The sequence below is a fragment of the Kitasatospora sp. NPDC101183 genome (assembly GCF_044767945.1).
Taxonomy (GTDB): domain Bacteria; phylum Actinomycetota; class Actinomycetes; order Streptomycetales; family Streptomycetaceae; genus Kitasatospora.
In genome coordinates, this window is the sequence record NZ_JBIWOW010000012.1 from 192,242 (window position 1) to 215,150 (window position 22,909).

At 73.5% G+C, this 22,909-nt stretch carries 16 protein-coding genes, 1 tRNA gene, 1 other RNA gene and 1 riboswitch; of the genes, 3 read left to right on the plus strand and 15 right to left on the minus strand.

The window, feature by feature from the left end:
- Positions 1-44 precede the first annotated feature (44 nt).
- Genes ACIRRS_RS18980 through ACIRRS_RS18990 form a run of 3 tightly spaced genes read right to left on the minus strand, consistent with a single transcriptional unit; the run spans position 45 to position 4,482 of the window.
- Positions 45-2,591, minus strand: a complete 2,547-nt coding sequence (locus tag ACIRRS_RS18980) for a bifunctional lysylphosphatidylglycerol flippase/synthetase MprF (protein ID WP_402971992.1) — start codon at positions 2,589-2,591, stop codon at positions 45-47.
- A complete protein-coding gene (locus ACIRRS_RS18985) occupies positions 2,588-3,916 on the minus strand; it encodes an alpha/beta hydrolase (RefSeq protein WP_402971994.1) in 1,329 nt (442 codons plus the stop codon). Before ACIRRS_RS18985 ends, ACIRRS_RS18980 begins: the two co-directional genes overlap by 4 nt.
- Entirely contained in the window at positions 3,913-4,482 is a 570-nt protein-coding gene (locus ACIRRS_RS18990) for a class F sortase (RefSeq protein ID WP_402972082.1), read from the minus strand. The genes ACIRRS_RS18985 and ACIRRS_RS18990 overlap by 4 nt, the downstream gene beginning before the upstream one ends.
- 485 nt (positions 4,483-4,967) lie before the next feature.
- Here ACIRRS_RS18990 and ACIRRS_RS18995 point away from each other — a divergent pair, with 485 nt between their 5' ends.
- On the plus strand, positions 4,968-6,266 hold the full coding sequence (locus ACIRRS_RS18995) for a hypothetical protein (protein WP_402971995.1): 1,299 nt from the start codon (positions 4,968-4,970) through the stop codon (positions 6,264-6,266).
- Here the strand turns inward: ACIRRS_RS18995 and ACIRRS_RS19000 are convergent.
- A complete protein-coding gene (locus tag ACIRRS_RS19000; protein WP_402971996.1) occupies positions 6,263-7,702 on the minus strand; it encodes an MFS transporter in 1,440 nt (479 codons plus the stop codon). The two genes, ACIRRS_RS18995 and ACIRRS_RS19000, sit on opposite strands and share 4 nt — an antisense overlap.
- Positions 7,703-7,800: 98 nt before the next feature.
- Positions 7,801-8,115, minus strand: coding sequence for a DMT family transporter (locus ACIRRS_RS19005; protein ID WP_402971998.1), 315 nt, complete (start codon positions 8,113-8,115; stop codon positions 7,801-7,803).
- 42 nt (positions 8,116-8,157) lie between these two features.
- Positions 8,158-8,223: riboswitch (guanidine-III (ykkC-III) riboswitch) on the minus strand.
- Positions 8,224-8,307: 84 nt separating this feature from the next.
- Here ACIRRS_RS19005 and ACIRRS_RS19010 point away from each other — a divergent pair.
- Positions 8,308-8,379, plus strand: a tRNA-Cys gene (locus ACIRRS_RS19010).
- 75 nt (positions 8,380-8,454) lie between these two features.
- On the opposite strand, the gene ACIRRS_RS19015 is transcribed toward ACIRRS_RS19010, so the two are convergent.
- The 6 genes from ACIRRS_RS19015 to ACIRRS_RS19040 form a co-directional block, all read right to left on the minus strand.
- A complete protein-coding gene (locus tag ACIRRS_RS19015) occupies positions 8,455-10,785 on the minus strand; it encodes a xanthine dehydrogenase family protein molybdopterin-binding subunit (protein ID WP_402972000.1) in 2,331 nt (776 codons plus the stop codon).
- Entirely contained in the window at positions 10,782-11,879 is a 1,098-nt protein-coding gene (locus ACIRRS_RS19020; RefSeq protein WP_402972002.1) for a (2Fe-2S)-binding protein, read from the minus strand. Before ACIRRS_RS19020 ends, ACIRRS_RS19015 begins: the two co-directional genes overlap by 4 nt.
- Positions 11,876-12,742: an FAD binding domain-containing protein gene (locus tag ACIRRS_RS19025; protein WP_402972084.1), complete on the minus strand. Its 867-nt coding sequence runs from the start codon at positions 12,740-12,742 to the stop codon at positions 11,876-11,878. The genes ACIRRS_RS19020 and ACIRRS_RS19025 overlap by 4 nt, the downstream gene beginning before the upstream one ends.
- Before the next feature lie 298 nt (positions 12,743-13,040).
- Positions 13,041-14,651, minus strand: a complete 1,611-nt coding sequence (locus tag ACIRRS_RS19030) for a beta-N-acetylhexosaminidase (RefSeq protein WP_402972004.1) — start codon at positions 14,649-14,651, stop codon at positions 13,041-13,043.
- 101 nt (positions 14,652-14,752) lie between these two features.
- Positions 14,753-15,034 carry a DUF3039 domain-containing protein gene (locus tag ACIRRS_RS19035; protein ID WP_402972006.1) on the minus strand — a complete coding sequence of 94 codons (282 nt, stop codon included), beginning with the start codon at positions 15,032-15,034 and terminating at the stop codon, positions 14,753-14,755.
- Between the two features lie 74 nt (positions 15,035-15,108).
- The gene (locus ACIRRS_RS19040) at positions 15,109-15,702 is read right to left on the minus strand and encodes a YqgE/AlgH family protein (RefSeq protein WP_402972008.1); all 594 of its coding nucleotides are present in this window, start codon (positions 15,700-15,702) and stop codon (positions 15,109-15,111) included.
- A gap of 300 nt (positions 15,703-16,002) precedes the next feature.
- Here ACIRRS_RS19040 and murA point away from each other — a divergent pair, with 300 nt between their 5' ends.
- Entirely contained in the window at positions 16,003-17,343 is a 1,341-nt protein-coding gene (gene murA / locus ACIRRS_RS19045; RefSeq protein WP_402972010.1) for a UDP-N-acetylglucosamine 1-carboxyvinyltransferase, read from the plus strand.
- A 72-nt stretch (positions 17,344-17,415) separates the two neighbouring features.
- Here the strand turns inward: murA and ACIRRS_RS19050 are convergent, their stop codons facing one another.
- The 4 genes from ACIRRS_RS19050 to ssrA form a co-directional block, all read right to left on the minus strand.
- On the minus strand, positions 17,416-17,697 hold the full coding sequence (locus tag ACIRRS_RS19050; RefSeq protein WP_030059737.1) for an HU family DNA-binding protein: 282 nt from the start codon (positions 17,695-17,697) through the stop codon (positions 17,416-17,418).
- Positions 17,698-18,208: 511 nt separating this feature from the next.
- Positions 18,209-19,681: an NAD-dependent malic enzyme gene (locus ACIRRS_RS19055; protein WP_402972012.1), complete on the minus strand. Its 1,473-nt coding sequence runs from the start codon at positions 19,679-19,681 to the stop codon at positions 18,209-18,211.
- A gap of 387 nt (positions 19,682-20,068) precedes the next feature.
- Positions 20,069-22,372 carry a HelD family protein gene (locus tag ACIRRS_RS19060; RefSeq protein ID WP_402972014.1) on the minus strand — a complete coding sequence of 768 codons (2,304 nt, stop codon included), beginning with the start codon at positions 22,370-22,372 and terminating at the stop codon, positions 20,069-20,071.
- Positions 22,373-22,526: 154 nt separating this feature from the next.
- Positions 22,527-22,909: a transfer-messenger RNA gene (ssrA, locus tag ACIRRS_RS19065) on the minus strand.

The following is a 22,909-nucleotide window of genomic DNA, read 5'->3' on the forward strand; positions in this document are numbered from 1 at the left end:
CCCGGGTCCGGGGCCCGGGAGGATGGAGCGGGGCGGGACGGCCGTCAGCCCGACAGCCGGCGCATCAGCCGCACGCCCTGCGCGGGCGTCAGGTGCGGCAGGTACGCCTTGCCGATCGCCCTGGTGATCGCGGGCAGCGCCGCCGGGTCCGAGTAGCACATGTACATCGGCCGGTACTCCGGCTGGAACTTCGCCTTGAACGCCAGCAGCGAGCGGAAGCCGTACACCGGCTCCAGCACCCTGCCCATCCAGTCCAGCATCCGCTGCAGCCCGGTGGGCTCCTCCTGCCCGGTGCGGGCCAGCGGCGCGCCGGAGAGGGACAGGAAGCGGGCGCCCTCCTCCTTGAAGCCGAGCGCGGCCGAGGCGATCAGGAACTCGCTGACCCCGCGGAAGCCCTCCGAGCGCCGGCGCATGAAGTCCAGCGTCCAGCCGACGGCCACGCCGTCCTCGTAGACCGGCATCCAGCTGGTCAGCCCGTGCACCGTCCGCTGCCCGTCCACCGCGACCAGCACCCGCACGTCCGGGTCGTCCAGCTCCTCCAGCCCGCCGAGGGTGAAGCCCATCTCGGGCAGCCCCTTCTCGGAGACCCACTCCTCGGAGATCGCGCGGATCTGGTCCTTCAGGGCCAGCGGCGCCTCGTGGTACGACCACCACTCGGCGGTGATGCCCTGCTTGCCCGCCTTGTTGAGCGCGGTGCGGATGTCCTGCCACTTCTTGCCGGTGAAGGCCAGTTCGGGCAGCGGGACGACGGTGTCCTCGGCGACCTGCACCGAGCGCCAGCCGAGCAGCCCGGCGGCCGACCTGGTCTGTGGGGAGACGCTGTAGAAGCAGGGCGTCCAGCCGCGCGCGTCGCAGTACCGGGCGAAGCCCACCACCGCCTCGGCGCGGGCCTGCGGGGCGCCGAACGGGTCCCCGGTGGTCAGCGCGACCGTGCCGAGCAGCCGGTAGGCGACGGCCGCCCGGCCCGACTCGTCGAACCAGTAGTGGTTGCCGTCCCAGGTGGTGATGAAGGAGAGCGTGCCGCCGCCGTGCTCGGTGAGCAGCGCCCTCGCGCGGGCCGCCGCGTCCGCGTCGGTGTGCGGCACCGGGCGCCGGAACGAGGTCAGCAGCGCGCCCAGGGCGACGACCCAGAACGCCAGCCCGCAGTACGTCTCCAGGAACAGCGCCACCGGGCCGACGGCGATCGGGTAGTCCGGCAGCAGGTCGTTGTACGCGGGCGGCAGGAACTGCGCGGGCAGCCCGTTGACCAGGCTCCGCACCCCCGCCCCCGGCTCGAACTGGCCGGCGGCCAGCCGCCCGACGCCCACGTACGCGGCGGCGGTGACCAGCGCGGCGCCGCCGACGAGCAGGCCGATCCGGCGCACCGCCCCTCCGGGCAGCCGCAGCCGGAAGCGCTGGCGGGTGGCCAGCAGCAGCGCGGTGGTCAGCAGCGGCAGCAGCATCGCCTCGACGAAGTACTGCACCAGGTCCCGGTCCACCGGCCCGGCGTCCAGGTACAGCCAGCCCAGCAGCGCCACCCAGAGCAGCTCGGTGGCCACGGTGATCCGCCAGGCGAACCGCAGCCCCCGGCGCAGCCCCTCGGCGAGGACCAGCAGCAGCGCCGGGAACAGCGCGGCCATCAGCCGGCCCGGGGTGTCGAAGATCCGCTCGACGGCGTGCGCGCGGGCGCAGTCGTGCGCCGAGACCGCGCAGAAGTCGGCGACCTCCTCCGGACTGAGCCGGTGCGAGAAGTACAGCTCGGAGAAGGTGTTGAACGGCCCGCTGGCGTTGTCGTACAGCGAGGCGATCAACGGCCCGAACGCGGCCGCCACCAGGCACAGCGCCACCAGCACGCGCGTCTCGGCGTGCGAGGACCGGTGGCTGCGCAGGTACGGGCGGCCTCGCCCGATCAGCGCGCCCGCGCCCAGCCCGGCGAGCGCGGCGGCGCACCGCTGGACGCTCTGCAGGTGGCCCACGTACAGCGTCATGACCAGCGGGACGAGCAGCACCAGCAGGTGCAGCCGGCGCCGCCACAGCACGGTGAGCCGGTAGCCGAGCACCCCGGCCAGGGCGAACAGGCCGACGCCCGGCCCGATCGAGGTCTGGTCGGCGACGGAGACGGTCCACTGCTCCCCGGCGAGGGAGCCGGCCTTGACCAGCCCCGTCCCGGCCAGGGTCCCGGCCACCTGCCCGCCGACCAGCACCGCCAGGGTGCCGGCCCGCCCGAGCCGCTGCTCGGCGGCCGGGCCGACCAGGAGCAGCAGCAGGCTGGTGAACACGTACGAGCCGAGGCCGGAGCACCACAGCAGCGAGGACAGCGGCGTCCACCAGCGCCCCTCGGCGAGGGTGGGCAGGCCGACGCCCGCGTGGTCGAGCAGCCGCTCGGACGGGCCGTGGGCGAGGCTGCCGGTGGCGGCGCCGATCGTCCAGAGCCCGAGCAGCAGCGTCATGGTCAGCGGCGCGGCCCGCAGCCGGGCGCCGAGGGCCCGGGCGGCGCGGCGCAGCCGCTGCCCGCGCGAGCCGGGCTCGCCGGTGACGGGCGCCCGGTCGGGCTCCCGCTCGGTGCGCGGAGTGCGCTGCTCGACGACGAGCGCGGTGGCGGCCCCGTTCACCGGATCAGCCCGGTCTGCCGGCCCAGCCAGGGCAGCTGCCCGGTGACGGCGGTGCGGAACACGCTCCACGCGTGACCGCCGTTCTGCACCAGCACGAACGTGGCCTTCATGTCTGCCCCCTGAACGGCCTTGAACACCTTCTCCTGCCCCGGCCTGAACAACCCGTCCCCGTCGCCGACGACCACGGCGACGGAGGTGTCGGGGAACTTGCGGCGGGCCATCACCTGGACGGGGTCCACCGCGTCGAACTTCGCCTCGTCACCGCCGAAGGCCGCCTTGACGGTGGCGGCCCGGCTGCCGAGCGTCGGCTCCTCCTGGCCGGAGATGTCCAGGACGGTTCCGTACACGTCGGGAGCGTTGACGCCCATCTGCAGCGCGCAGGTTCCACCCATCGAGGCGCCGCCGATCGCCCACGACCGACGGTCGGTGGCGGCCTGCAGGTTCTGCTCGACCCACCGGGGCACGTCGACGGCCAGGTAGGTCTGCACCTTGGCGATCTTCGAGTCCATGCAGAGCGTGTTGCTCCAGTGGGCGCCGAGCTGGTCCGGCATCACGACGATGGGCGCGAGGCCGCCGTGCTTGGCGGCGAAGGCGTCCATCAGCTCGTCGATCTGCCCCTGGTGCACCCACTCGTCCGGCGAGCCGGGCTGGCCGGTGATCATCACCAGCACGGGCAGCAGCGGGCGCGGGCTGGCCTGGTAGGCGGGCGGCAGGTAGACGTACGCGTTGCGCGCCCGGAAGCCCGACTTGGTCCCCGGGATCGTCGCCTGGGAGACGGTGCCCTTGGCGGGCAGGCCCGGCGGGGGCGTCCAGACCTCCTCCAGCGACTTCTCCGGCGGGGCCGACACGGTCTCGTCGGCCTTGGTGGTCACCAGGACGACGGGCTTGTCGAGCCAGGGCGCCAGCATGACGCGGCCGTTCGGGTACATGTCGAAGCTGATGTTGACCTGCGAGGAGGCCATCAGCACCACCACCGCGCCCAGGCCGAGCGAGAACGCCCGGCGCGGCCAGGTGCTGCGGCGCAGCCGGTAGCCGGCCAGGCAGAGGCCGAGCAGCGCGGTGGCGACCCACCAGGTGACGTTCCGGGGCGTCCCCTCGGGGAAGGGGCGCAGCCAGCCGTCCACCACGAGGCCGAGCAGCAGGCTGACGGCGGCGGCGGTGAACAGGGCCGCGGGCAGGCCGAAGCGCCACCAGGCGCGGTCCCGGCGCAGCGCCAGCAGGATCAGCGCCGTCCAACCCGCGAGGAGGACGGCCTTGGGGATCGGACCGTGCGTGAGCGGCCAGTAGAGCGGGTTCAGGTGTGCGGCGAGGTTGTCCGTGGTCATGCGGCTTTACCCGGCGGGGTGGTGTCGGCCAGGAAGCCGTAGGCGACGACGTTGCCCTCGTAGCCGTGCTCCGCGCTGTACGCGCCGCCGCAGGTGATGACCCGCAGCTGGGCGTCGGCGGCCTGGCGGTAGACCCGCTCGTCCGGGAAGTCCTTTCGGTCGTGCACTTCGATGGCGTACAGCTGGTAGACGGCGGTGGCGCCGTCCGCCCGGGCGATCTCGATCCGGTCTCCCCGGTGGAGCGCTCCCAGGTGGTAGAAGACGGCCGGGCCGGCCTTGTTGTCGACGTGCCCGGCCAGGATCGCGGTGCCCCGGGCGCCGGGGGCCGCGCCGCCGCGGTACCAGCCCGCGAGGTTGCGGTCCTCGGCCGGCGGGGCCTGGAGGTGGCCGGCCGCGTCGAGGCCGAGCGCGGTGACCGGGGCGTCGAGGCGGACGGACGGGATGCGGATGCGGACGGGGGCGGACGGGCCCAGCGGCGGGACGACGGAGACCGGCGCGAAGCCGGCCTGCGCCTGCCCGGCGCCCGGGGCGGGCGGCAGGGTGAGGGAGCCGCCGTCGTGCAGCATCCAGGCCCCGAACACCAGCGCCGCGCCGGCCGCGAGGGTGCCCGGCCAGGGGCTCCTGCTCTGGACGCCCACGAGCGCTCCCCTCTGTCGACCCGCCGGAACCGGAATCCCGCTTCCTGGGAATTTCCTGAGAACCCATTCAATCGGATCGAACCGTAAGCCACGTCGGCACGACGGTCACATCGACACCCCCCGATCGGCAGGGCCGGGGCCTCCGCGACAGCGCCGAGCACTCGAACGGGCACGGAGAGCGACCTCGGGGTGCGGCCCGCACCGGTGCGGCAGCGGTCCCGACACGTGCTTCGACGAGCGCTCCGCGCGTTCGGTTGCGTCAATCGAGCGATCGCTCACGACCGTCCGCCGAGCCGCGACGACCGTCACGACCCGCGTGCCATGCTGACCCGGTCACGGGTCTATCACCCCACTTGTCCCACCGGACCGCACCTGCGCACACCCCCGCCGAACGCCCGATGAACGGAGTGATCATGGACGCCCTCTCGCGCCGCACCCTGCTGGCCGCCGGCGCGGCGACGGCCGCCGCCCTGGCGGCCGGCTGCGGGACCGGCAACGGCAACGGCGGGGAGCGCGCGGCCCCGGCGGTGAGCGACGCCCCCGGCTCCGCCACCGCCACCGAGACCCCCACCCCGGCCCCGGCGCCCCAGCCGAAGGCCGTCCTGATCGGCGACGGCTCCACCTCCGACACCGGCGCCCAGCCGCACCAGCCCGTCCCCGAGAAGCTGCAGCCGGGCCAGCGGCCCCCGCAGTTCGTGGTCTTCTCCTGGGACGGCGCCGGCGAACTCGACAACGGCCTGTTCGCCCGCTTCCGCAAGCTGGCGCAGGAGCACGACGCCAAGATGACGTTCTTCCTGAGCGGCCTCTACCTGCTGCCCGAGTCCAAGAAGGACCTCTACCGCCCGCCGCAGCACAAGGCGGGCGCCTCCGACATCGGGTACCTGAGCGACCAGCACATCCGCGACACCCTGGAGAACGTCCACGCGGCCTGGCTGGAGGGCCACGAGATCGGCACCCACTTCAACGGCCACTTCTGCGGCTCGACGGGTGTCGGCCGGTGGTCCCCCGAGGAGTGGGACAGCGAGATCCAGCAGGCCATGGACTTCGTGACCAACTGGCGCACCAACACCGGCTTCACCGACCTGCCCCCGCTGCCCTTCGACTACGGCAAGGAGCTGATCGGCAGCCGCACCCCCTGCCTGGAGGGCCAGCGCAACCTGCTGCCCACCGCCGTCAAGCGCGGCTGGCGCTACGACAGCAGCGGCAACGGCACCCAGGTCTGGCCGCAGAAGATCCAGGGCGGCGCCCTGTGGGACCTCCCGCTGCAGTCCATCCCCTTCCCCGGGCACACCTTCCAGGTGCTGTCGATGGACTACAACATCATGTACAACCAGTGCGGCCCCAACACCAAGGCCGACCCGGCCCTCCACCCGGGCTTCCAGACCCAGGCCCGGGACTCGTACATGATGGGCTTCGACCGGACGTACAACAGCAACCGGGCGCCGTACGTGATCGGCAACCACTTCGAGGAGTGGAACGGCGGCATCTACATGAACGCCGTCGAGGACGCCCTGAAGCAGATCGCGGGCAAGCCCGAGGTCCGGCTGGTCTCCTTCCGCCAGCTCGTGGACTGGCTGGACGCCCAGGACCCGGCGGTGCTGCGCAAGCTGCAGAGCCTGGCCCCGGGCCAGTCCCCGGCGGGCGGCTGGGCGACCTTCCTCGGCACCCCCGCCGCCCCGCCCGCCTCGCCCGCCTCGCCCGCGGCCAACTAGGCCCTCGCCCGGACCCGGCCGGCGAGCACCGCCCCGACCAGCGCGACCCCGGCCATGGTCAGCAGGATCACCGCGAAGGCGCCGGCCGAGCCGGCGCCTTCGGCGCTCTCGTGGGCCACGGCCAGCGAACCGCCGCCGAGGGCCGCGAAGATCACCCCGGCCAGGCCGGTCAGCAGCACGTTGCCCAGCGCGTCGCTCATCTGGAGCGCCGCCGAGTTGGCCCCGGCGTCCTCCGGTGCGGAGAGCTTCATCATCAGCACGCTGACGGAGGAGACCGTCAGCCCCATCCCGATGCCGCCCACGCCCCAGGCCACCGCCGCCGCCCAGGCCGGCACCGCCGGGACGAGCACCAGCGCCGCGCCCGCGATCGCCACCGCGCTCAGCAGGAAGCCGCCGCGGATCATGACCGCCCGGTAGCGCTCGGCCCCGGGCCGGCCCTGGAGCCAGGAGCCCAGCGCCCAGGAGAGCCCGCCGCTGGTCAGGGTGAGCCCGGCCAGCGTCGGCGACAGGCCGCGCTGGGTGACCATCATCAGCGGGACGAACGCCTCGGCCGCGAAGAACGCCCCGGCCGCGACCCCGCGCAGCAGGATCACCGTGGGCAGGCCCCGCCCGGAGCGCAGGGTGCCGGTCGGCAGCAGCCCGAGGACGGCCGGGGCCAGCAGCGCCACCCCCGCCGCGCCCGGGACCAGCCCGATCAGGTCGAGCCGCTGCCCGGCGTACTGGAGCAGGCCGGCTCCCAGCGCCGCCATCGCGGCCAGCAGGGTGCGCCGGCGGTCGAAGTCGGCGCCCTTGAGCACCGGGTGCTCGCGCTCCGAGCGGGCCAGCGCCGGGCCCATGACGGCCAGCGGCAGCAGGATCAGCGCCGGCACGGCCAGGAACACCCAGCGCCAGCCCAGGTGCTGGGTGACGGCCCCGGAGACCAGCGGGCCGACGATCGAGGGCAGCACCCAGGCCGAGGAGAAGGCCGCGAAGACGGCCGGCCGCAGCCGCTCCGGGTAGGCCCGGCCGACGACCACGTACAGGGCGACGATCACCAGCCCGCCGCCCAGCCCCTGTATCGCGCGCCCGGCGACGAACACCCACATGCCGGGCGCCGTCCCGGCCACCACCAGGCCCACGCCGAACACCGCGATGCCCGCGAACAGCGGCTGCAGCGGCCCGCGCTTGTCGCACCACTGGCCGGAGACGACCAGGGCGAACAGCGTGGTGGTGAAGTAGCCGGAGAAGGCGAAGGCGTACAGCCCGAGGCCGTCCAACTGCCGGGCCGCGACCGGCATCGCGGTGTTGACGGCGGTCGCCTCGAAGGCGATCACCAGGACCACGGAGACGATCCCCAGCGTCAGCGCGCGGTAGCGGGCGCCGAGCACCCCTCCGCCGGGGTCGGTTCCGGAGGGCGGAGGGGCGGTGTCGACCGAGGTGGGGGAGGCTGTGGTCATACGTAACATCGTAAGTGCCGACTGGTTCGTTGACCCCTGACGGGAGTCGCTGTTCGCCTCCGCCCCGGGGCGTAGGTCCGGCGGGTGGGTCCGGCGGGTCAGTGCAGCACCTTGAGCCCCACCACGCCGGAGACGATCAGCAGCAGGCAGCCGATCCGGGCCGCCGTCACCGCGTCCCCCAGCACGGCCATGCCGTAGACCGCGGTGCCGACCGCGCCGATGCCGACCCAGACCGCGTAGCCGGTGCCGATCGGGATGGTGCGCATCGCGTACGCGAGCCCGCCCATGCTGAGCAGCAGGGCGACGCCGAAGACGACGCTGGGGACGAGACGGGAGAAGCCCTTGGACGATTCCAGGGCCACCGCCCACACGGTCTCCAGGAGACCGGAGACGAGCAGAACGAGCCAGGCCATGACGGCCACCTCCGCAGTTCACAGCGGCCGGGTTGCCGCTGAACTGCGCCGTCTTGTCGTCACCGGGTACGACGCGCTCGTCCGGGGTGGCGGGAAAACAGCCACCGGATTCCGACGGTAGCACACTTCGCCATGCAGAATTTACAATACGGCGTTGACCTGATTCGCGAATTCCGCCATCCTGAATTCACTGGCCGTGTGCCCGAGTGGCTCAGGGAACCGTCTGCAAAGCGGTGCACGCGGGTTCAATTCCCGCCACGGCCTCGATGGAAAAGGAATTGCCGGTCGACTCCGAAAAGTCGACCGGCAATTCCGCGTTTCCGGGGATCCTCCCGGATCTCAGGCCGAGACGGCGTCCTCCGGCCGGATCGGCAGCCGGCCGACCGGCAGGCCGGTGGCGGCCCGGACGGCGGCGGCCACGGCCGCCGGGGCGACCACGGCGGGGACGGCGCTGACGGCCTTGGCGCCGAAGGTGGCCACCACGTCCCGCTCCTCCAGCAGCGCGGCGATCCGCACCTCCGGGGTGTCCAGCGCGGTCGGCAGCCGGTAGCCCGTCAGCGAGGGGTTGAGCAGCAGGCCGCCCTCGGTGCGCAGGTCCTCCAGCAGGGCCAGGCCCACGCCCTGGGCCACGCCCGCCTCGATGCGGTCCTCGATCTGGCGCGGGTTCAGCGCGCGGCCCACCTCCTGGGCGACGGCCATCTCGACCACCCGGACGGCGCCCAGCTCGATGTCCACGTCCACCACCGCGCGCATCGCGCAGAAGGAGATGGAGACGAAGGCGTCGCCCTGCCCGTTGTCGTCCAGCGGCTCGGTCGGGTGCGGGCGGCACTGCGCGGTCGCCCACAGCTCCTTGCCCTCCAGCGCCTCCGCGACCGGCATGCCGAGCACCCCGTCGTAGGAGGTGATCTTGCCGTCGGCGATCTGGAGCAGCTCGGCGGACATCCCGAAGTTGGCCGCGATCGGCTGGAGCAGCTGGTGGCGGACCATCAGCGCGGCCCGCTCGACGGCCCCGCCGGAGACCCAGGTGTGCCGCCCCCGGGCGGAGGGCCCGGCGACGGACTGGTCGCTGTCGGCCGGCGCCAGGTAGACCTCGCTGACGCCCAGCACGGTCTGCACGATCTGCCGGGCCAGCGTGGCGAAGCCCTGGCCCGCGTCCACGGCCGCGCAGATGACGGTGGCGTGGTCCCCGCTGACCCGCACGGTGGCGGTGGAGACCTCGTCCTCGCCCTCGGCGCCCAGCATGTGCACCATGCCGACGGCGTAGCCGATCCCCCGCCGCACCGCCGCCGGGTCCCCGGCGCCGCCGGGCCCTCCCGGCAGCAGCCACTCGGCGTCCGGGTCGTCCACCGGCAGGGCCGGCAGCGGCTCGGCGGCCACCGCGTCCAGCAGCGCCTTCACCGGCGCGGGGCAGGTGACGGCCTGTCCGGTGGGCAGCGGGTCGCCGGTGGACATCGCGTTGCGCCGGCGGATCTCCACCGGGTCCACGCCCACCCGGGCGGCCAGCTGGTCCAGCTGCGACTCGTACGCGAAGCAGGCCTGCAGCGCGCCCTCGCCGCGCATCCGCCCGGCCGGCGGGTTGTTGGTGCGCACCGCCCAGGCGTCCACGAAGACGTTGGGGCAGTTGTACGGGCCGACGGAGAAGGCCGTCGCGGCGGCCAGCGCCTCGGAGGAGACGTCGGCGTAGGCCCCGCCGTCCAGCAGGACCTGCGCCTCGACCTTCACCAGGACGCCCTCGGCGTCGGCGTGGTGGCGGTAGCGCAGCAGCGCGGGGTGGCGCGAGGTGTGGGTGTGGAAGGACTCCTCGCGGGTGAGGGTCATCTTCACCGGGCGGCCGGTGCGCAGCGCCAGCAGGGCCAGGGTGACCTGGAAGGAGAGGTCCTCGCGGTCGGTGGTGGCCCCGGGCACGCCGGTGGCGACCAGCCGGACGCGGTCCGGCTCCAGGCCGAGGCAGGCGGCGGTGCGGTCGCGGTCGCCGTGCGGGTCGGTGGAGGACAGGTGCAGTTCCACCCCGCCGTCCGGGCGCGGCACGGCGAGGCCGGCCTCGGCGCCGAGCGGGGCCGGGTCCTGACGGCCGACCTGGTAGAGGCCCTCGACGATGATCTCGCCGGCCGCGTCCGGGTCCCCCGTGCGCAGCGGCAGGTGGCGGAAGAGGTTGCCGTCCGGGTGCAGCGCCGGGGCGGTGAAGGCCTGCTCGGGGTCGGTGACGGCCTCCAGCGGCTCGTAGTCGACCGCGATCAGACCGACCGCCAGCCGGGCCGTGTCCGGGTGGTCGGCCGCCACCGCCGCGACGGGCTCGCCGTGGTGGCGCACCACGCCGACGGCCAGCACGGGCCGGTCGGCGACGATCGGGCCCGAGGGCGCGCCGTCGGGGCTGCCGTCCGGGCCGGGCGGCAGGTCGGCGCCGGTGACGACGGCGTGCACGCCGGGCAGGGCGAGCGCGGCCGAGGTGTCGATGCCCCGGATGCGCGCGTGCGGGTGCGGGGAGCGCAGCACGGCGCCCCAGAGCAGGCCCTCGGCCCAGAGGTCGGCCGCGTACGGGTAGATGCCGAGCGCCTTGGGCAGGGCGTCGCCGCGCAGCGGGGAGCTGCCCAGGCCCGCGGCCTCCGGTGCGGCGCCGCCCGCGCCGCCGTCCTGCTGGAGTGCTGCGCCGATGTCGGTAGGCGACGTCATGATGCGTGGTCGTCCTCGGGGAGGCGGATGCCGTGGGCGGGGGTGGCGTGCGGGGGCACGGCCGCCGGGTCGTAGCCGGGCAGCGGGGTGCCGTGCGCGGGGGTGGGCTCGTAGACGGGGGCGTCGTACCCGGCGTCGTAGCCCGCGGCCTGCTGGTAGCCGTCCGGGTAGCCGACGGGCACGTAGGTGCCGTGCGCCGGGGTGGCCTGGTACGGCTGTTCGGAGTAGCCCTGGGCCGGCTGGTAGACCTGGTCGTCGGCGGCCTGGGCGGGGATGACGGCCTGGTGGGCCGTCAGGGCCGAGGTGTCGTACACGCCGGTGTCGTAGCCGCCGGCCGGGTCGGCGTACGGGGAGTTCGGGTCGGCGAGGGGCGCGGTGACGGGAGCGGCGGCGGCCGGGGCGGCCGGCGGGGCGGCCTCGATCCAGGCCTCGGCATCGGCGTAGACGGGCTCCTCGACGACGGGCTCGGGCGCCGACTCCTCCACGACGGGCGCCGGGGCCTCCTCGACGGCGGCGACGGCGGCCGCCTCGGCCTCCTCGGCGTCCAGGGCCCGGGCGTCCGCGACGGTCTGGACGGCGGCCAGCACGCCCCGGTAGCCGGTGCAGCGGCAGAGGTTGCCGCAGAGCGCCTGCCGGGCCTCGACCTCGGTGGGCCGGTGGTTGCGCTGGAGCAGGTCGTGCACGGCCATCGCCATGCCGGGCGCGCAGTAGCCGCACTGGACGGCTCCGGAGGCGGCCAGGGCCTGCTGGACGTCGCTGGCGCCACCGGCGGCCGAGAGGCCCTCGACGGTGTTGACCTCGCAGTCGGCGGCCAGCGCGGCGGGCACCAGGCAGCCGGCCACCAGCTGGCCGTCCACCTGCACCGAGCAGGCCCCGCACTCGCCCTGCTCGCAGCCGTCCTTGGCGCCGGCCAGGCCGAGGCGCTCGCGCAGCACGTAGAGCAGGCTCTCGCCGATCCAGGCGTCGGTGACGGGCCGTTCGAAGCCGTTGACCCTCAGGGTGTACGAGGCGCAGGGGCGCAGTTCACGGCTGACCTGCGGGGTGCCCGGGCCGAGCGGGTCGGCGTCGAGGGTCTCGATGGGGTCCGTAGTCACTTCAGCGCCCTTCCCAGTGCCCGGCGGGCCAGCACCGCCACGGTACGCCGCAGCCGGACGGCCGCCGCGGTCGGCCCCTCGGTGACGGCCTCCCAGGCGCCCTCGGCCCCGTAGTCGGCGGGGACGCAGGCGGCGGCCACGTACTCGCCGAAGGCGGCGGTGGCGGCCGGGTCGATCTCCCGGCTGCCGTCCCAGTCGATGCAGCCGGCGACCCAGGCCTCGGCCTCCAGCGGGCGCAGCGGCACCGGCGCGACGGCTCCGACGGCGCAGCGCACGCCGCGCCGGGCCGGGTCGAGGACGAGGGCGACGGAGGCGGTGGCGCGGGCGGGGCCGCTGCGGCCGGTGGCCTTGAGGTAGACCTGCGGCGCGTGCAGCAGGGGGACGCGCACCCAGGTGAGCAGTTCGCCGGGGCGCACCGGGTCGAGCCCGGTGAGCAGGTGACTGACCGGCACCTCGCGGGTGCCGCCGGCGCGGGCGAGGGTGACGCTCGCCTCCAGGGCGGTGAGCACCGGGAGGGTGTCGCCGGCCGGGGCGGCGGTGACGATGTTGCCGCCCAGGGTGCCGACGTTGCGGACCTGGGGCGGGCCGGCGGTGCGGGCGGCGTCGGCGAGCGCGGGGATGAGCGCGGCGAAGTCGGGGCGGTCCATCCGGGCGTGGGTGAGTCCCGCGCCGAGGACGGCGGTGCCGCCGTCCTCGTAGCGCCAGCCGCGCAGTTCGGTGATGCGGCCGAGGCCGAGCAGGGAGGCGGGGCGCAGCCGCCCGGCGTTGACGGCCTCCATCAGGTCGGTGGCCCCGGCCACCGGCACCGCGCCCGGGGCGGTGGCCAGCGCCTCGACGGCCTCGTCGAGCGAGGCCGGCAGCATGATCGTCCGGTTCACCTGGGTCCCACCGTGCTCCACTTGCTCATCGATCGCCTGCCGCCGCGGCACCGGCCGTGCTGTCCGCGTCGGCAGCCCGGCCTGGCCCGTAGGGTACGGGCGATCGGGCCGGGTTGGGCAACTCTGGCACACAATGCTCGATGATCATTTCGGGGCCGCTGAACGAGGCTGCCCGATTGGGACGGATACCGGGCGGTATCTGCCCCGACCCGGACCGGGCCAGGGCAGATGTTCATCTGTTCTTGACGTCAGATGATCGCTCATTAGTTCCCGACGAGGGCTTTCATCGCACCGGGGGCGGCCCCTCGATCGGCCGGCCGACCACCCCGGGCCACCGCTGCCAGGGGTGCGGACCGTCGACCGGGCGGTACTCCACGCCGAGCGCGTCCAGCACGGCGAGGTGCTCCCCCAGCCTCCGCTCGAAGCCCGCGTAGTCGCGCTCGGCCCCCTCGCGCGGCAGCTCGGACCAGGCCACCTCGGCGAAGGCCGCGAGCCGGGGGAAGGCCCGGTAGTCGATGTCCCGGGCGCTGTCCATGAACTCGCTCCACAGGTTGGCCTGCGTCCCGATCACATGACGCGCCGCCTCCTCGTCCAGCTGCGCCGGCACCGGCTCGAAGCGGTAGACGTCCTCCAGGCTCCGCACGAAGCCGACCGGGATCGGCTCGTCCGGCCCGTCCGCCTGCCGGTGGTCGAAGTAGACGTACTGCTCGGGGCACATCACCACGTCGTGCCCGGCCGTCGCCGCCGCGATCCCCCCGCCGAACCCCCGCCAGGAGGAGACGGCCGCGCCGGGGGCCAGCCCGCCCTCCAGGATCTCGTCCCAGCCGATCAGCCGGCGCCCGCGCTCGGCCAGCCAGCGGTCGAAGTGCCGGATGACGTGGCTCTGCAGCTCGTCCTCGTTGGCCAGGCCGAGCTCGCGGATGCGCGCCTGGGCGGCGGCGCTCTCCTTCCACTGCTCCTTGGGGCACTCGTCGCCGCCGAGGTGGATGAACTCGGACGGGAACAGCTCCAGCACCTCCTCCAGCACGCCCTCGAAGAAGCGCAGCGTCTCCTCGGAGGCGTTGAGGACGTTCGGGCTGACCCCCCAGTCCGTCCAGACGCCCAGCGCGGAGGTGTCCACCACGTCGGTGTTGCCCAGCTCGGGGTAGGCGGCGACAACGGCCTGGGTGTGGCCGGGCAGGTCGATCTCGGGAACGACGGTGACCCCGCGCGCGGCCGCGTACGCGACGATCTCCCGCAGGTCGTCCTGGGTGTAGAAGCCGCCGTGCGGCCGGTCGTCCCGGCGCTGCCCGGCCCGGTAGCCGACCATCGAGCGCTCCCGCCAGGCGCCGCGCCCGGTCAGCTCCGGGTAGCGCCTGATCTCCACCCGCCAGCCCTGGTCGTCGGTCAGGTGCAGGTGCAGCACGTTGAGCTTGTGCGCGGCGATCAGGTCGACGAAGCGCAGCACGTCCGACTTGGGCAGGAAGTGCCGGGCGACGTCCAGCAGCACCCCGCGCCAGCCGAACCGGGGGGCGTCCTCGACGTCCGCGCCGGGCAGCACCCAGCCCCCGTCGCGCAGCGCGGAGCGGCGGTACGCGTCCGGCCCGAGCAGTCGGCGCAGGGTCTGCGCGCCCCACAGGGCCCCGGCCGGCCCGCCCGCGGCGACGAGGGCGTGGCCGGGGCGCACCGTGAGCCGGTACGCCTCGGCGGCCAGCGCCCCGTCCAGGACCAGCTCGATCCCCTCGCCCGCCCGCCCGGGCCCGAGCGGCAGCCCGGTGGCGGCGCCCAGCGCGGCGCGCAGCCAGCGCTCGGCGTCGGCCAGCTCCGGCGGCGCGGTCAGCGTGGTGGCGGCGTCGAGGGGGAAGTCCTCGCCCGGGCGGAGGACGGAACTCGTGGGTGCGGGAATGAGGTCCATTCCGACATCCTGCCCCGGCCCGATCCACTGGCATAGACCACTACCGGGAACACGGCACCATGCAAAACGGCCCCGCGAGGAGGCACGGGACCGCTTCGGGACTACTTCTTGTCGTCCCCGTCGCCGCCCTGCGGCTTGCCGATGCCGTCGTAGATCTCCTTGCACATCGGGCAGACCGGGTACTTCTTCGGGTCGCGCCCGGGCACCCACACCTTGCCGCAGAGCGCGACCACGGGAGACCCGGAGAGCGCGCTCTCCATGATCTTGTCCTTCTGGACGTAGTGCGCGAAGCGCTCGTGGTCGCCGTCCCCGTGGGACACCTGCGGGACGGGCTCGACCAGGGTGCCGGTGCCGAGGCCGCGCTCGGGCTCAAGAGTGCTCATAGGTGCCAAGTCTATGGGCGCCCCCGGAGACCCGGCCAGTGTCGCGCGGCGGGCCCCTGCCCCCGGGCCCGTCCTCAGTTCAGCGTCGGGTCGTCCGGGTACGTCGCCAGCAGCGCCAGCGGGCCGCGCTGGCGGCGCAGCACCGCACGCCAGAGCCGCTCCGGCTCGGGGCTGGAGATGTCCCCCGGCTCGCAGTCCACCAGGTGCCAGGCGCCGCTCTCCAGCTCCGCCTCCAGCTGGCCCGGCGACCAGCCGGCGTACCCGGCGAAGATCCGCAGGCCGCCCAGCTCCCCGGCCAGCACCTCGGGCGGCGCCTCCAGGTCGACCAGGCCGATCGCCCCGTGCACCCGGCGCCAGCCCAGCGGCTGCCCGGTGCCCGGCTCCCCCGGCGCCACGGCCAGGCCCAGCGCCGAGTCCAGCGCCACCGGCCCGCCCTGGAACACCACCGCCGGCCGGCCGACGAGCCTGCCCCAGCCGTCCAGTACGCTGCCCACCTCGACCGGTGTCGGCCGGTTGAGGACCACCCCGAGCGCCCCCTCGGCGTCGTGGTCCAGCAGCAGCACCACCGAGCGCGCGAAGTTCGGGTCGGTGAGCAGGGGCGTCGCGACGAGCAGACGGCCGGTGTGGGACCGGCCTGCGTGCGAGTGGGCCGCGGTCATGCCACACATGATCCCGCAAACCGGGGCCCCTCGGACAGCTCGACGGTCGAAACCCCGCCACGCCGGACGAACACCCGTACGGCCGTACCGGCGGGCGGTATCCCCCCGGGAGAGAGCACCATCACGGGAGAGGCTCACGGGAACCAGCGGCGCGCCTACTACCATCTACGGATGGTGGACGCCCTTCTACGGTGCCGACTCGGATTCGCCGGGGGCCCGAACGCGCCCGTACGCCCGTAACACCGGTCCACCGACGGCTCCGCACCGGAGCCCGTCCCACTCCCTCTGGCACCCCGGATTGCGAGAACGATGACCGACGACGTCCTGCTGGTCCACGGCGGAAACCCCCTCGAAGGCGAGATCCGCGTCCGCGGTGCGAAGAACCTGGTCCCCAAGGCCATGGTCGCCGCCCTCCTCGGGCAGGGCCCCAGCAGACTGCGCAACGTCCCGGACATCCGCGACGTCAAGGTGGTCCGCGGCCTGCTCCAGCTGCACGGCGTGACCGTGCGCACCGGCGACGAGGACGGCGAGCTGATCCTCGACCCCTCCCACGTGGAGAGCGCCAACGTCGCCGACATCGACGCGCACGCGGGCTCCTCGCGGATTCCGATCCTCTTCTGCGGCCCGCTGCTGCACCGCCTCGGCCACGCCTTCATCCCGGGCCTGGGCGGCTGCGACATCGGCGGCCGCCCCGTCGACTTCCACTTCGAGGTGCTGCGCCAGTTCGGCGCCAGCATCGAGAAGCACCCCCAGGGCACCTACCTGGTCGCGCAGCAGCGCCTGCGCGGCACCAGGATCGAGCTGCCCTACCCCTCGGTCGGCGCGACCGAGCAGGTGCTGCTCACGGCCGTCCTCGCCGAGGGCGTCACCGAGCTGCGCAACGCGGCCATCGAGCCGGAGATCGTCGACCTGATCTGCGTGCTGCAGAAGATGGGCGCGATCATCACCCTGGGCACCGACCGCACCATCCTGATCACCGGTGTGGACGAGCTGAACGGCTACAACCACCGGGCCCTGCCGGACCGGCTGGAGGCCGCTTCCTGGGCCTGCGCGGCGCTGGCCACCAAGGGCGACATCTACGTCCGCGGCGCCCGCCAGCTGGAGATGATGACCTTCCTCAACACCTTCCGGAAGGTCGGCGGCGCCTTCGAGGTGGACGACGAGGGCATCCGGTTCTGGCACCCGGGCGGCGAGCTCAAGGCCATCGCCCTGGAGACGGACGTGCACCCGGGCTTCCAGACCGACTGGCAGCAGCCCCTGGTCGTGGCGCTGACCCAGGCCACGGGCCTGTCCATCGTCCACGAGACGGTGTACGAGTCCCGGCTCGGCTTCACCGGCGCGCTCAACCAGATGGGCGCCCACATCCAGCTCTACCGCGAGTGCCTGGGCGCCGTCCCGTGCCGCTTCGGCGCCCGCAACTTCCTGCACTCGGCGGTCGTCTCCGGCCCGTCCAAGCTGATGGGCGCCGAGCTGGTCATCCCGGACCTGCGCGGCGGCTTCTCGTACCTGATCGCGGCGCTGGCGGCCGAGGGCACCTCGACCGTGCACGGCATCGACCTGATCAACCGCGGCTACGAGAACTTCATGGAGAAGCTGCGCGACCTCGGCGCCCACGTCGAGCTGCCCAGCGAGCAGCTGGTCGACGCGTAACGTCCGAACGCACGACGAGAAGGCCGGGCTCCCCGCGGGGAGCCCGGCCTTCTCGGGCGTTCAAGGGGTGGTTCAGGCGCCCTTGGCGGCTTCCTTCAGCTTGGAGCCGGCGCTCACCTTGGCGCTGTAGCCGGCCGCGATCTGGATCGGCTCGCCGGTCTGCGGGTTGCGGGCGGTGCGGGCAGCGCGGTGGGTGCGCTCGAAGGTCAGGAAACCGGGGATGGTGACCTTCTCGTCGCCCTTGGCGACGACCTCGCCGACGATCTCGGCGAAGGCGGCCAGAACGGCGTCGGCGTCCTTGCGGGTCACCTCGGCGCGCTCGGACAGCGCGGCCACCAGCTCACTGCGGTTCATGTGTACTCCTGTGGTCTGTTCGCTTGCGGTGTGCGGGGGCCCATCGGTGCTCCCACCGGGGGGCACCCGGATGGGCCGCAGGTCCGCACACTGTGCTCATGCAGGCAATGCGTGGTCGCAGGCCGGGTCCGTGCCCGATGCCGCGCGCCGGTGCCATCGAAGGCAACGCCCGCCTTGCCGGGTACGAATCCTGCCCCGACCGGCCCCGAGAAAGCCAATCGGGCCCCGGCCGAGCCACCCGAACATCACCCGCCCGTTGGAGTTGTGACGCTCCGTCGGCTCCGGCGAACCGGGCGCGGGCGGCGGTCGGGACGACACGCCGGGAATCCAGGGGGACGTTCCGTAATTGTCGGACACGCCTGCCCCGTGCAGGGCTACCGTACGCCCTAGGACTGACAAGCCCAAACACGCCCCTCGCCCTTGTGTCGCAAGGGTTCGGGGCGGGCTTGGGCGGGTATGGCCGCCAATCGGACATTTGACCGACCGCCGACACGTCCTCGGGGCGGGAGGGTCAGAGCTTGACGGTGGGGAACGCGGCGGTGTCCAGGGTGCCGACGATGCCCGGGGTGGGGCGGGGCGGCGCGACGGCCTCCTGGGCCCCCGCCAGGGCCGCCTCGCGCACCGCGGAGGCGACGGTCTTGGCGACGTCCTTGTTGAAGACGCTGGGGATGATGTAGTTCGCGTTGAGCTCGTCGTCGGCGACGGTGGTGGCCAGCGCGCGGGCGGCGGCGATCATCATCTCGGTGTTGACCGTACGGCTCTGGGCGTCCAGCAGGCCGCGGAAGACACCCGGGAAGACCAGCACGTTGTTGATCTGGTTCGGGAAGTCGCTGCGGCCGGTGGCGACCACGGCGGCGGTCTGGCGGGCGATGGCCGGGTCGACCTCGGGGTCGGGGTTGGCCAGGGCGAAGACGATGGAGTTCTCGGCCATGGTGGCCAGGTCGTCGCCGTCCAGCACGTTCGGGGCCGAGACGCCGATGAAGACGTCCGCGTCGGCCACGGCCTCCTTGAGGGTGCCGGTGCGGCCCGAGCGGTTGGTGTGCTCGGCGATCCAGCGCAGGCTGTCGTTGAGGTCGTCACGGCCCAGGTGGACCACGCCGCGCACGTCCGCCACGGTGGCGTGCTCGACGCCGGCGGCCAGCAGCAGCTTGAGGATCGCGGTGCCGGCGGCGCCGGCGCCCGACATCACCACGCGGATGTCGCCGATCTCCTTGCCGACGACCTTGAGGGCGTTGGTGAGGGCGGCGAGCACCACGATGGCGGTGCCGTGCTGGTCGTCGTGGAAGACCGGGATGTCCAGGGCCTCGCGCAGCCGGGCCTCGATCTCGAAGCAGCGCGGCGCGGAGATGTCCTCCAGGTTGATGCCGGCGAAGCCCGGGGCGATCGCCTTGACGATGGCCACGATCTCGTCGGAGTCCTGGGTGTCCAGGCAGATCGGCCAGGCGTCGATGCCGGCGAAGCGCTTGAACAGGGCGGCCTTGCCCTCCATGACGGGCAGGGCGGCGGCCGGGCCGATGTTGCCCAGGCCCAGCACGGCCGAGCCGTCGGTGACCACGGCGACGCTGTTGCGCTTGATGGTCAGGCGGCGGGCGTCCTCGGGGTTCTCGGCGATCGCCATGCAGACCCGGGCGACACCCGGGGTGTAGATCATGCTGAGGTCGTCACGGTTGCGGATCGGCAGCTTGGAGGACATCTCGATCTTGCCGCCGAGGTGCATCAGGAAGGTGCGGTCCGAGACCTTGCCGATGGCCACGCCGTCGATGGCGCGCAGCTTCTCGACGATCTCCTCGCCGTGCGCGACGGAGGAGGCCGCCACCGTGACGTCGATCCGCAGGGCCTCCAGGCCGGAGGCGGTGACATCGAGACCGGTCACCGAACCGCCGGAGGACTCCACGGCCGTGGTGATCGCACTGACGGCGTTGCCCCGGGCCGGGACCTCCAGCCGTACCGTGATCGAGTTCGAGACACTGGGCACCGTCGCCATCGACGCTTCCTTCTTCCGTCCGTCCCGCAGGTTCAACATTTTGTTGAAGGCATCGCCTGCGCATGCTAGACCTCGATCGTCGCACCTTCCAAGGGGTTGCCAGAAATAACGTTCATTGAGTGTGCGGTCCCCACAACCCCTCGACGGCATTGGGCGCCCGCCCGCCACAGCGCGGCTCGATCGGGCCTCGCGTCCGCCGACTCCTTGCCTCTGCGGGCCGATGCGTTACATTGGACGGGCACCGGCTCGATCCAAGCCCCCGGGCCCAACCTTCGTCCCTTCGAGGGACCACTTGCCGCGAGGCGAGCATGGCGGGTCGGTGTTCAAACGTCTGAAGGCCCCTCACCCATCGGGTGAGGGGCCTTCTTCCGTCGGCCGTAGGGCCCGTCAGCCGTGCAGCAGGGCGGGCACGCCCTCCGCGTCCGGCAGGTCGTCCGGGCCGGAGAGCACCGTCAGCCGCTGGGTCGCGCGGGTCAGCGCCACGTAGAGCACCCGCAGGCCCGCCTCGGACTCGCCGGCGATGCCGGTCGGGTCCGCGACCACCGTCGCGTCGTACTCCAGGCCCTTGGCCTCCAGGCTGCCCAGGGCCACCACGCGCTCGCCCAGGCCCTCGGCCCAGCCCGCCGCCTCGGCGCGGCGGTCCATCGGCACCACGATCGCCACGGTGCCGTCCACCTCGGACAGCAGCCGCTCCAGCTCGGCCCGGGCCGCCCGGCCGAAGGCCTCCGGCGACGGGTCGGCGACGGCCGCGAAGCGCGGGTGGACGCCGACGTGGCGCACCGCGCTGGGGGACGGCGTGCCGGGCGCGGCCAGGGCCAGCACCTTGGCGGCGACCTCGGCGATCTCGGCCGGGTTGCGGTAGTTGACGGTCAGGGTGAACCGGCGACGCGGCTTGCCCGAGAGCACCTCGTCCAGCGCCGCCTGGGCCTCCTGCGGGAACGGCCAGGAGGACTGCGCAGGGTCCCCCACGATCGTCCAGGTCGCCATCCGGGCCCGGCGGCCGATCATCCGCCACTGCATCGGGGTGAGGTCCTGGGCCTCGTCCACGATGACGTGCGCGTACTCGGTGCGCTCGACGGGCTGGCGCTCGCGCCGGCGGGAGCTGCGGTCGGCGAAGGTGGTGACCTCCTCCAGGCCGGACAGCAGGTCCACCGCGTCCACCTCGCGGACCTTCGGGCGGTGCGGCTCGCCGAGCAGCACCTGGAGCTCGTCCACCAGGGCCACGTCGTGCGCGGACAGCGCGCCCTCGCCCGCCGGGGTCAGGTGCCGCCAGGAGGCTGCCAGCAGCCGAGCCTCGTCCGGGGTGACGGCGCGGCGGGCGATCCGGTTGATGTGGCGGTGGTGCTTGAGCGTGCCGAGCACCCGGCGCGGGGTCACGGCCGGCCACCAGGCGTCCAGGAAGTCCAGGAAGGGCGCCTCGTCCGAGACGTAGTCGTCGAAGGACTCCTTCTCCTCCTGGCGCTGCTCGCGGGCGTAGTGGTCGGTGGGGCGGGGCAGGTCCTTGACCGCCTCGTGCCAGAGCGCGTCCAGCAGCAGCCGGCGGGCGCGGGGGCGCAGCAGGTTGAGCGGGGTGCCGCCGGCGCCGATCACGTTGCCGCGGACGGCCTTGAGGCGGCCCGCGTCGAGCTTCAGCACCTCGCCGCGGGCCACCACCTTGAGCTCCTGCGGGGCACCGAGCTCCAGCGCGGCGCGGGCGGCGCGGCGCGTCAGCTGCGTCATCCGGGAGGACCCCTTGACCCGGGCGGTCTCCGGGGTGTCGTAGGTGCCGGCCTCGATGCCGTCCACCAGGGAGCCGACCGCGCGGACGGCGACCTGGCCCTCCTCGCCCAGCGAGGGGAGCACGCCCTCGGTGTAGGAGACGAGCAGCGCGGTGGGCGAGACGACCAGGATGCCCCCGGCGTAGCGGCGGCGGTCCTGGTAGAGGAGGTAGGCGGCGCGGTGCAGGGCCACGGCGGTCTTGCCGGTGCCGGGGCCGCCGGTGACGAGGGTGGCGCCGGCCGCGGCCGCGCGGATCACCTCGTCCTGCTCCTTCTGGATGGAGGAGACGATGTCGCGCATCGAGTGGCTGCGGGCGCGGCCGAGCGAGGCCATCAGCGCGCCGTCGCCGACCACGGCCAGTTCCTCGCCGCCCAGGGTGGGGGTGAGGTCGGGGCGCAGCAGGTCGTCCTCGACGCCGACCACCTTGCGGCCCTTGGAGCGGATCACCCGGCGGCGGATCACCCGGCCGGGCTCGACCGGGGTGGCGCGGTAGAACGGGGCGGCGGCGGGGGCGCGCCAGTCGATCACCAGCGGGCCGTACTCGGCGTCGAGCACGCCGAGGCGGCCGATGTGGAGGGTCTCGGCGACGGCCGGGTCGGCCGGGTCGAGCGGGGTGTTCGACGGGATGCCGTGCTCCTCCGGGGCGTCCGCCCGCTGGAGGTCGATCCGGCCGAAGAGGAAGTCCTCGAACTCGTTGTTGAGGCGCTGGAGGTGGGCACCGGCCCGGTAGACCTGGGCGTCGCGCTCGGCGAGGGCGCCGGGGGTGCCGACGTGGACCCGCTTGGCGGCGTCCTCGAGGATGTACTCGGCTTCGGCGAGCTTCTCCTCCAGCCGGTGGTAGACGGTGTCGAGGTGCCGCTGCTCGCCGGCGATCTCGCGCTCTCTGATGGTCTCGTGGTCGGCGGCGTGGGTGGCGCCCGTGTTGCTCTGCATGGCCCTCGGTGGTAGCGACGGAATCCGGCTCCGGAAAACGAGCGGACGGATGATCCTACGCCGCAACCCGGGGGGCGCGCTGCTCCGGACCGTACAAAATCCGAAGGCCGCCCTCCGCGTGAAGCGGTGGACGGCCTTCGGTGTGAACATGGGGTGGTGGAGATGCCGGGAATCGAACCCGGGTCCAGTGGAGTTAATTCAGGGCTTCTCCGAGCGCAGTCCGCTGTGCTTTTCTCGGCCCTGGCGGTCACACGGACAAGCCGCCAACAGGCCCAGCTGCTGTTTGATTTCCCCTCCACCCTCGCAGCCCGGGTGGACGGTTGAGTTCCCTAGATTATGCCAGGATCCGGGTCGGGAACTCCCCGGGCTGACACCCAAGCGCTATCGTTGCTTAATTAGGCAGCGAGAGCGAACTGCTGGGAATCGCGCTTAGAGTTGGCGATTATTTTTTTGCGACACGTGGTTAACGAGATCATTGCCGCGTTCCTCGGCTCGCTTCCCCTGTTTCAACATCCCCTGTCGAAACCGATCATCCCC

Excerpts from the sequence above, each read along its gene's own strand:
- ACIRRS_RS19040 (WP_402972008.1), bottom strand. The coding sequence starts at position 15,702 with ATGTGTGGCATGACCGCGGCCCACTCGCACGCAGGCCGGTCCCACACC.
- ACIRRS_RS18985 (WP_402971994.1), bottom strand. The coding sequence starts at position 3,916 with ATGACCACGGACAACCTCGCCGCACACCTGAACCCGCTCTACTGGCCG.
- ACIRRS_RS19055 (WP_402972012.1), bottom strand. The coding sequence starts at position 19,681 with ATGGCGACGGTGCCCAGTGTCTCGAACTCGATCACGGTACGGCTGGAG.
- ACIRRS_RS19060 (WP_402972014.1), bottom strand. The coding sequence starts at position 22,372 with ATGCAGAGCAACACGGGCGCCACCCACGCCGCCGACCACGAGACCATC.
- ACIRRS_RS19025 (WP_402972084.1), bottom strand. The coding sequence starts at position 12,742 with ATGCTGCCGGCCTCGCTCGACGAGGCCGTCGAGGCGCTGGCCACCGCC.
- murA (WP_402972010.1), top strand. The coding sequence starts at position 16,003 with ATGACCGACGACGTCCTGCTGGTCCACGGCGGAAACCCCCTCGAAGGC.
- ACIRRS_RS19050 (WP_030059737.1), bottom strand. The coding sequence starts at position 17,697 with ATGAACCGCAGTGAGCTGGTGGCCGCGCTGTCCGAGCGCGCCGAGGTG.
- ACIRRS_RS19030 (WP_402972004.1), bottom strand. The coding sequence starts at position 14,651 with ATGGACCTCATTCCCGCACCCACGAGTTCCGTCCTCCGCCCGGGCGAG.
- ACIRRS_RS18990 (WP_402972082.1), bottom strand. The coding sequence starts at position 4,482 with ATGCTGCACGACGGCGGCTCCCTCACCCTGCCGCCCGCCCCGGGCGCC.
- ACIRRS_RS19035 (WP_402972006.1), bottom strand. The coding sequence starts at position 15,034 with ATGAGCACTCTTGAGCCCGAGCGCGGCCTCGGCACCGGCACCCTGGTC.
- ACIRRS_RS18995 (WP_402971995.1), top strand. The coding sequence starts at position 4,968 with ATGGACGCCCTCTCGCGCCGCACCCTGCTGGCCGCCGGCGCGGCGACG.
- ACIRRS_RS19005 (WP_402971998.1), bottom strand. The coding sequence starts at position 8,115 with ATGGCCTGGCTCGTTCTGCTCGTCTCCGGTCTCCTGGAGACCGTGTGG.
- ACIRRS_RS19015 (WP_402972000.1), bottom strand. The coding sequence starts at position 10,785 with ATGACGTCGCCTACCGACATCGGCGCAGCACTCCAGCAGGACGGCGGC.
- ACIRRS_RS19000 (WP_402971996.1), bottom strand. The coding sequence starts at position 7,702 with ATGACCACAGCCTCCCCCACCTCGGTCGACACCGCCCCTCCGCCCTCC.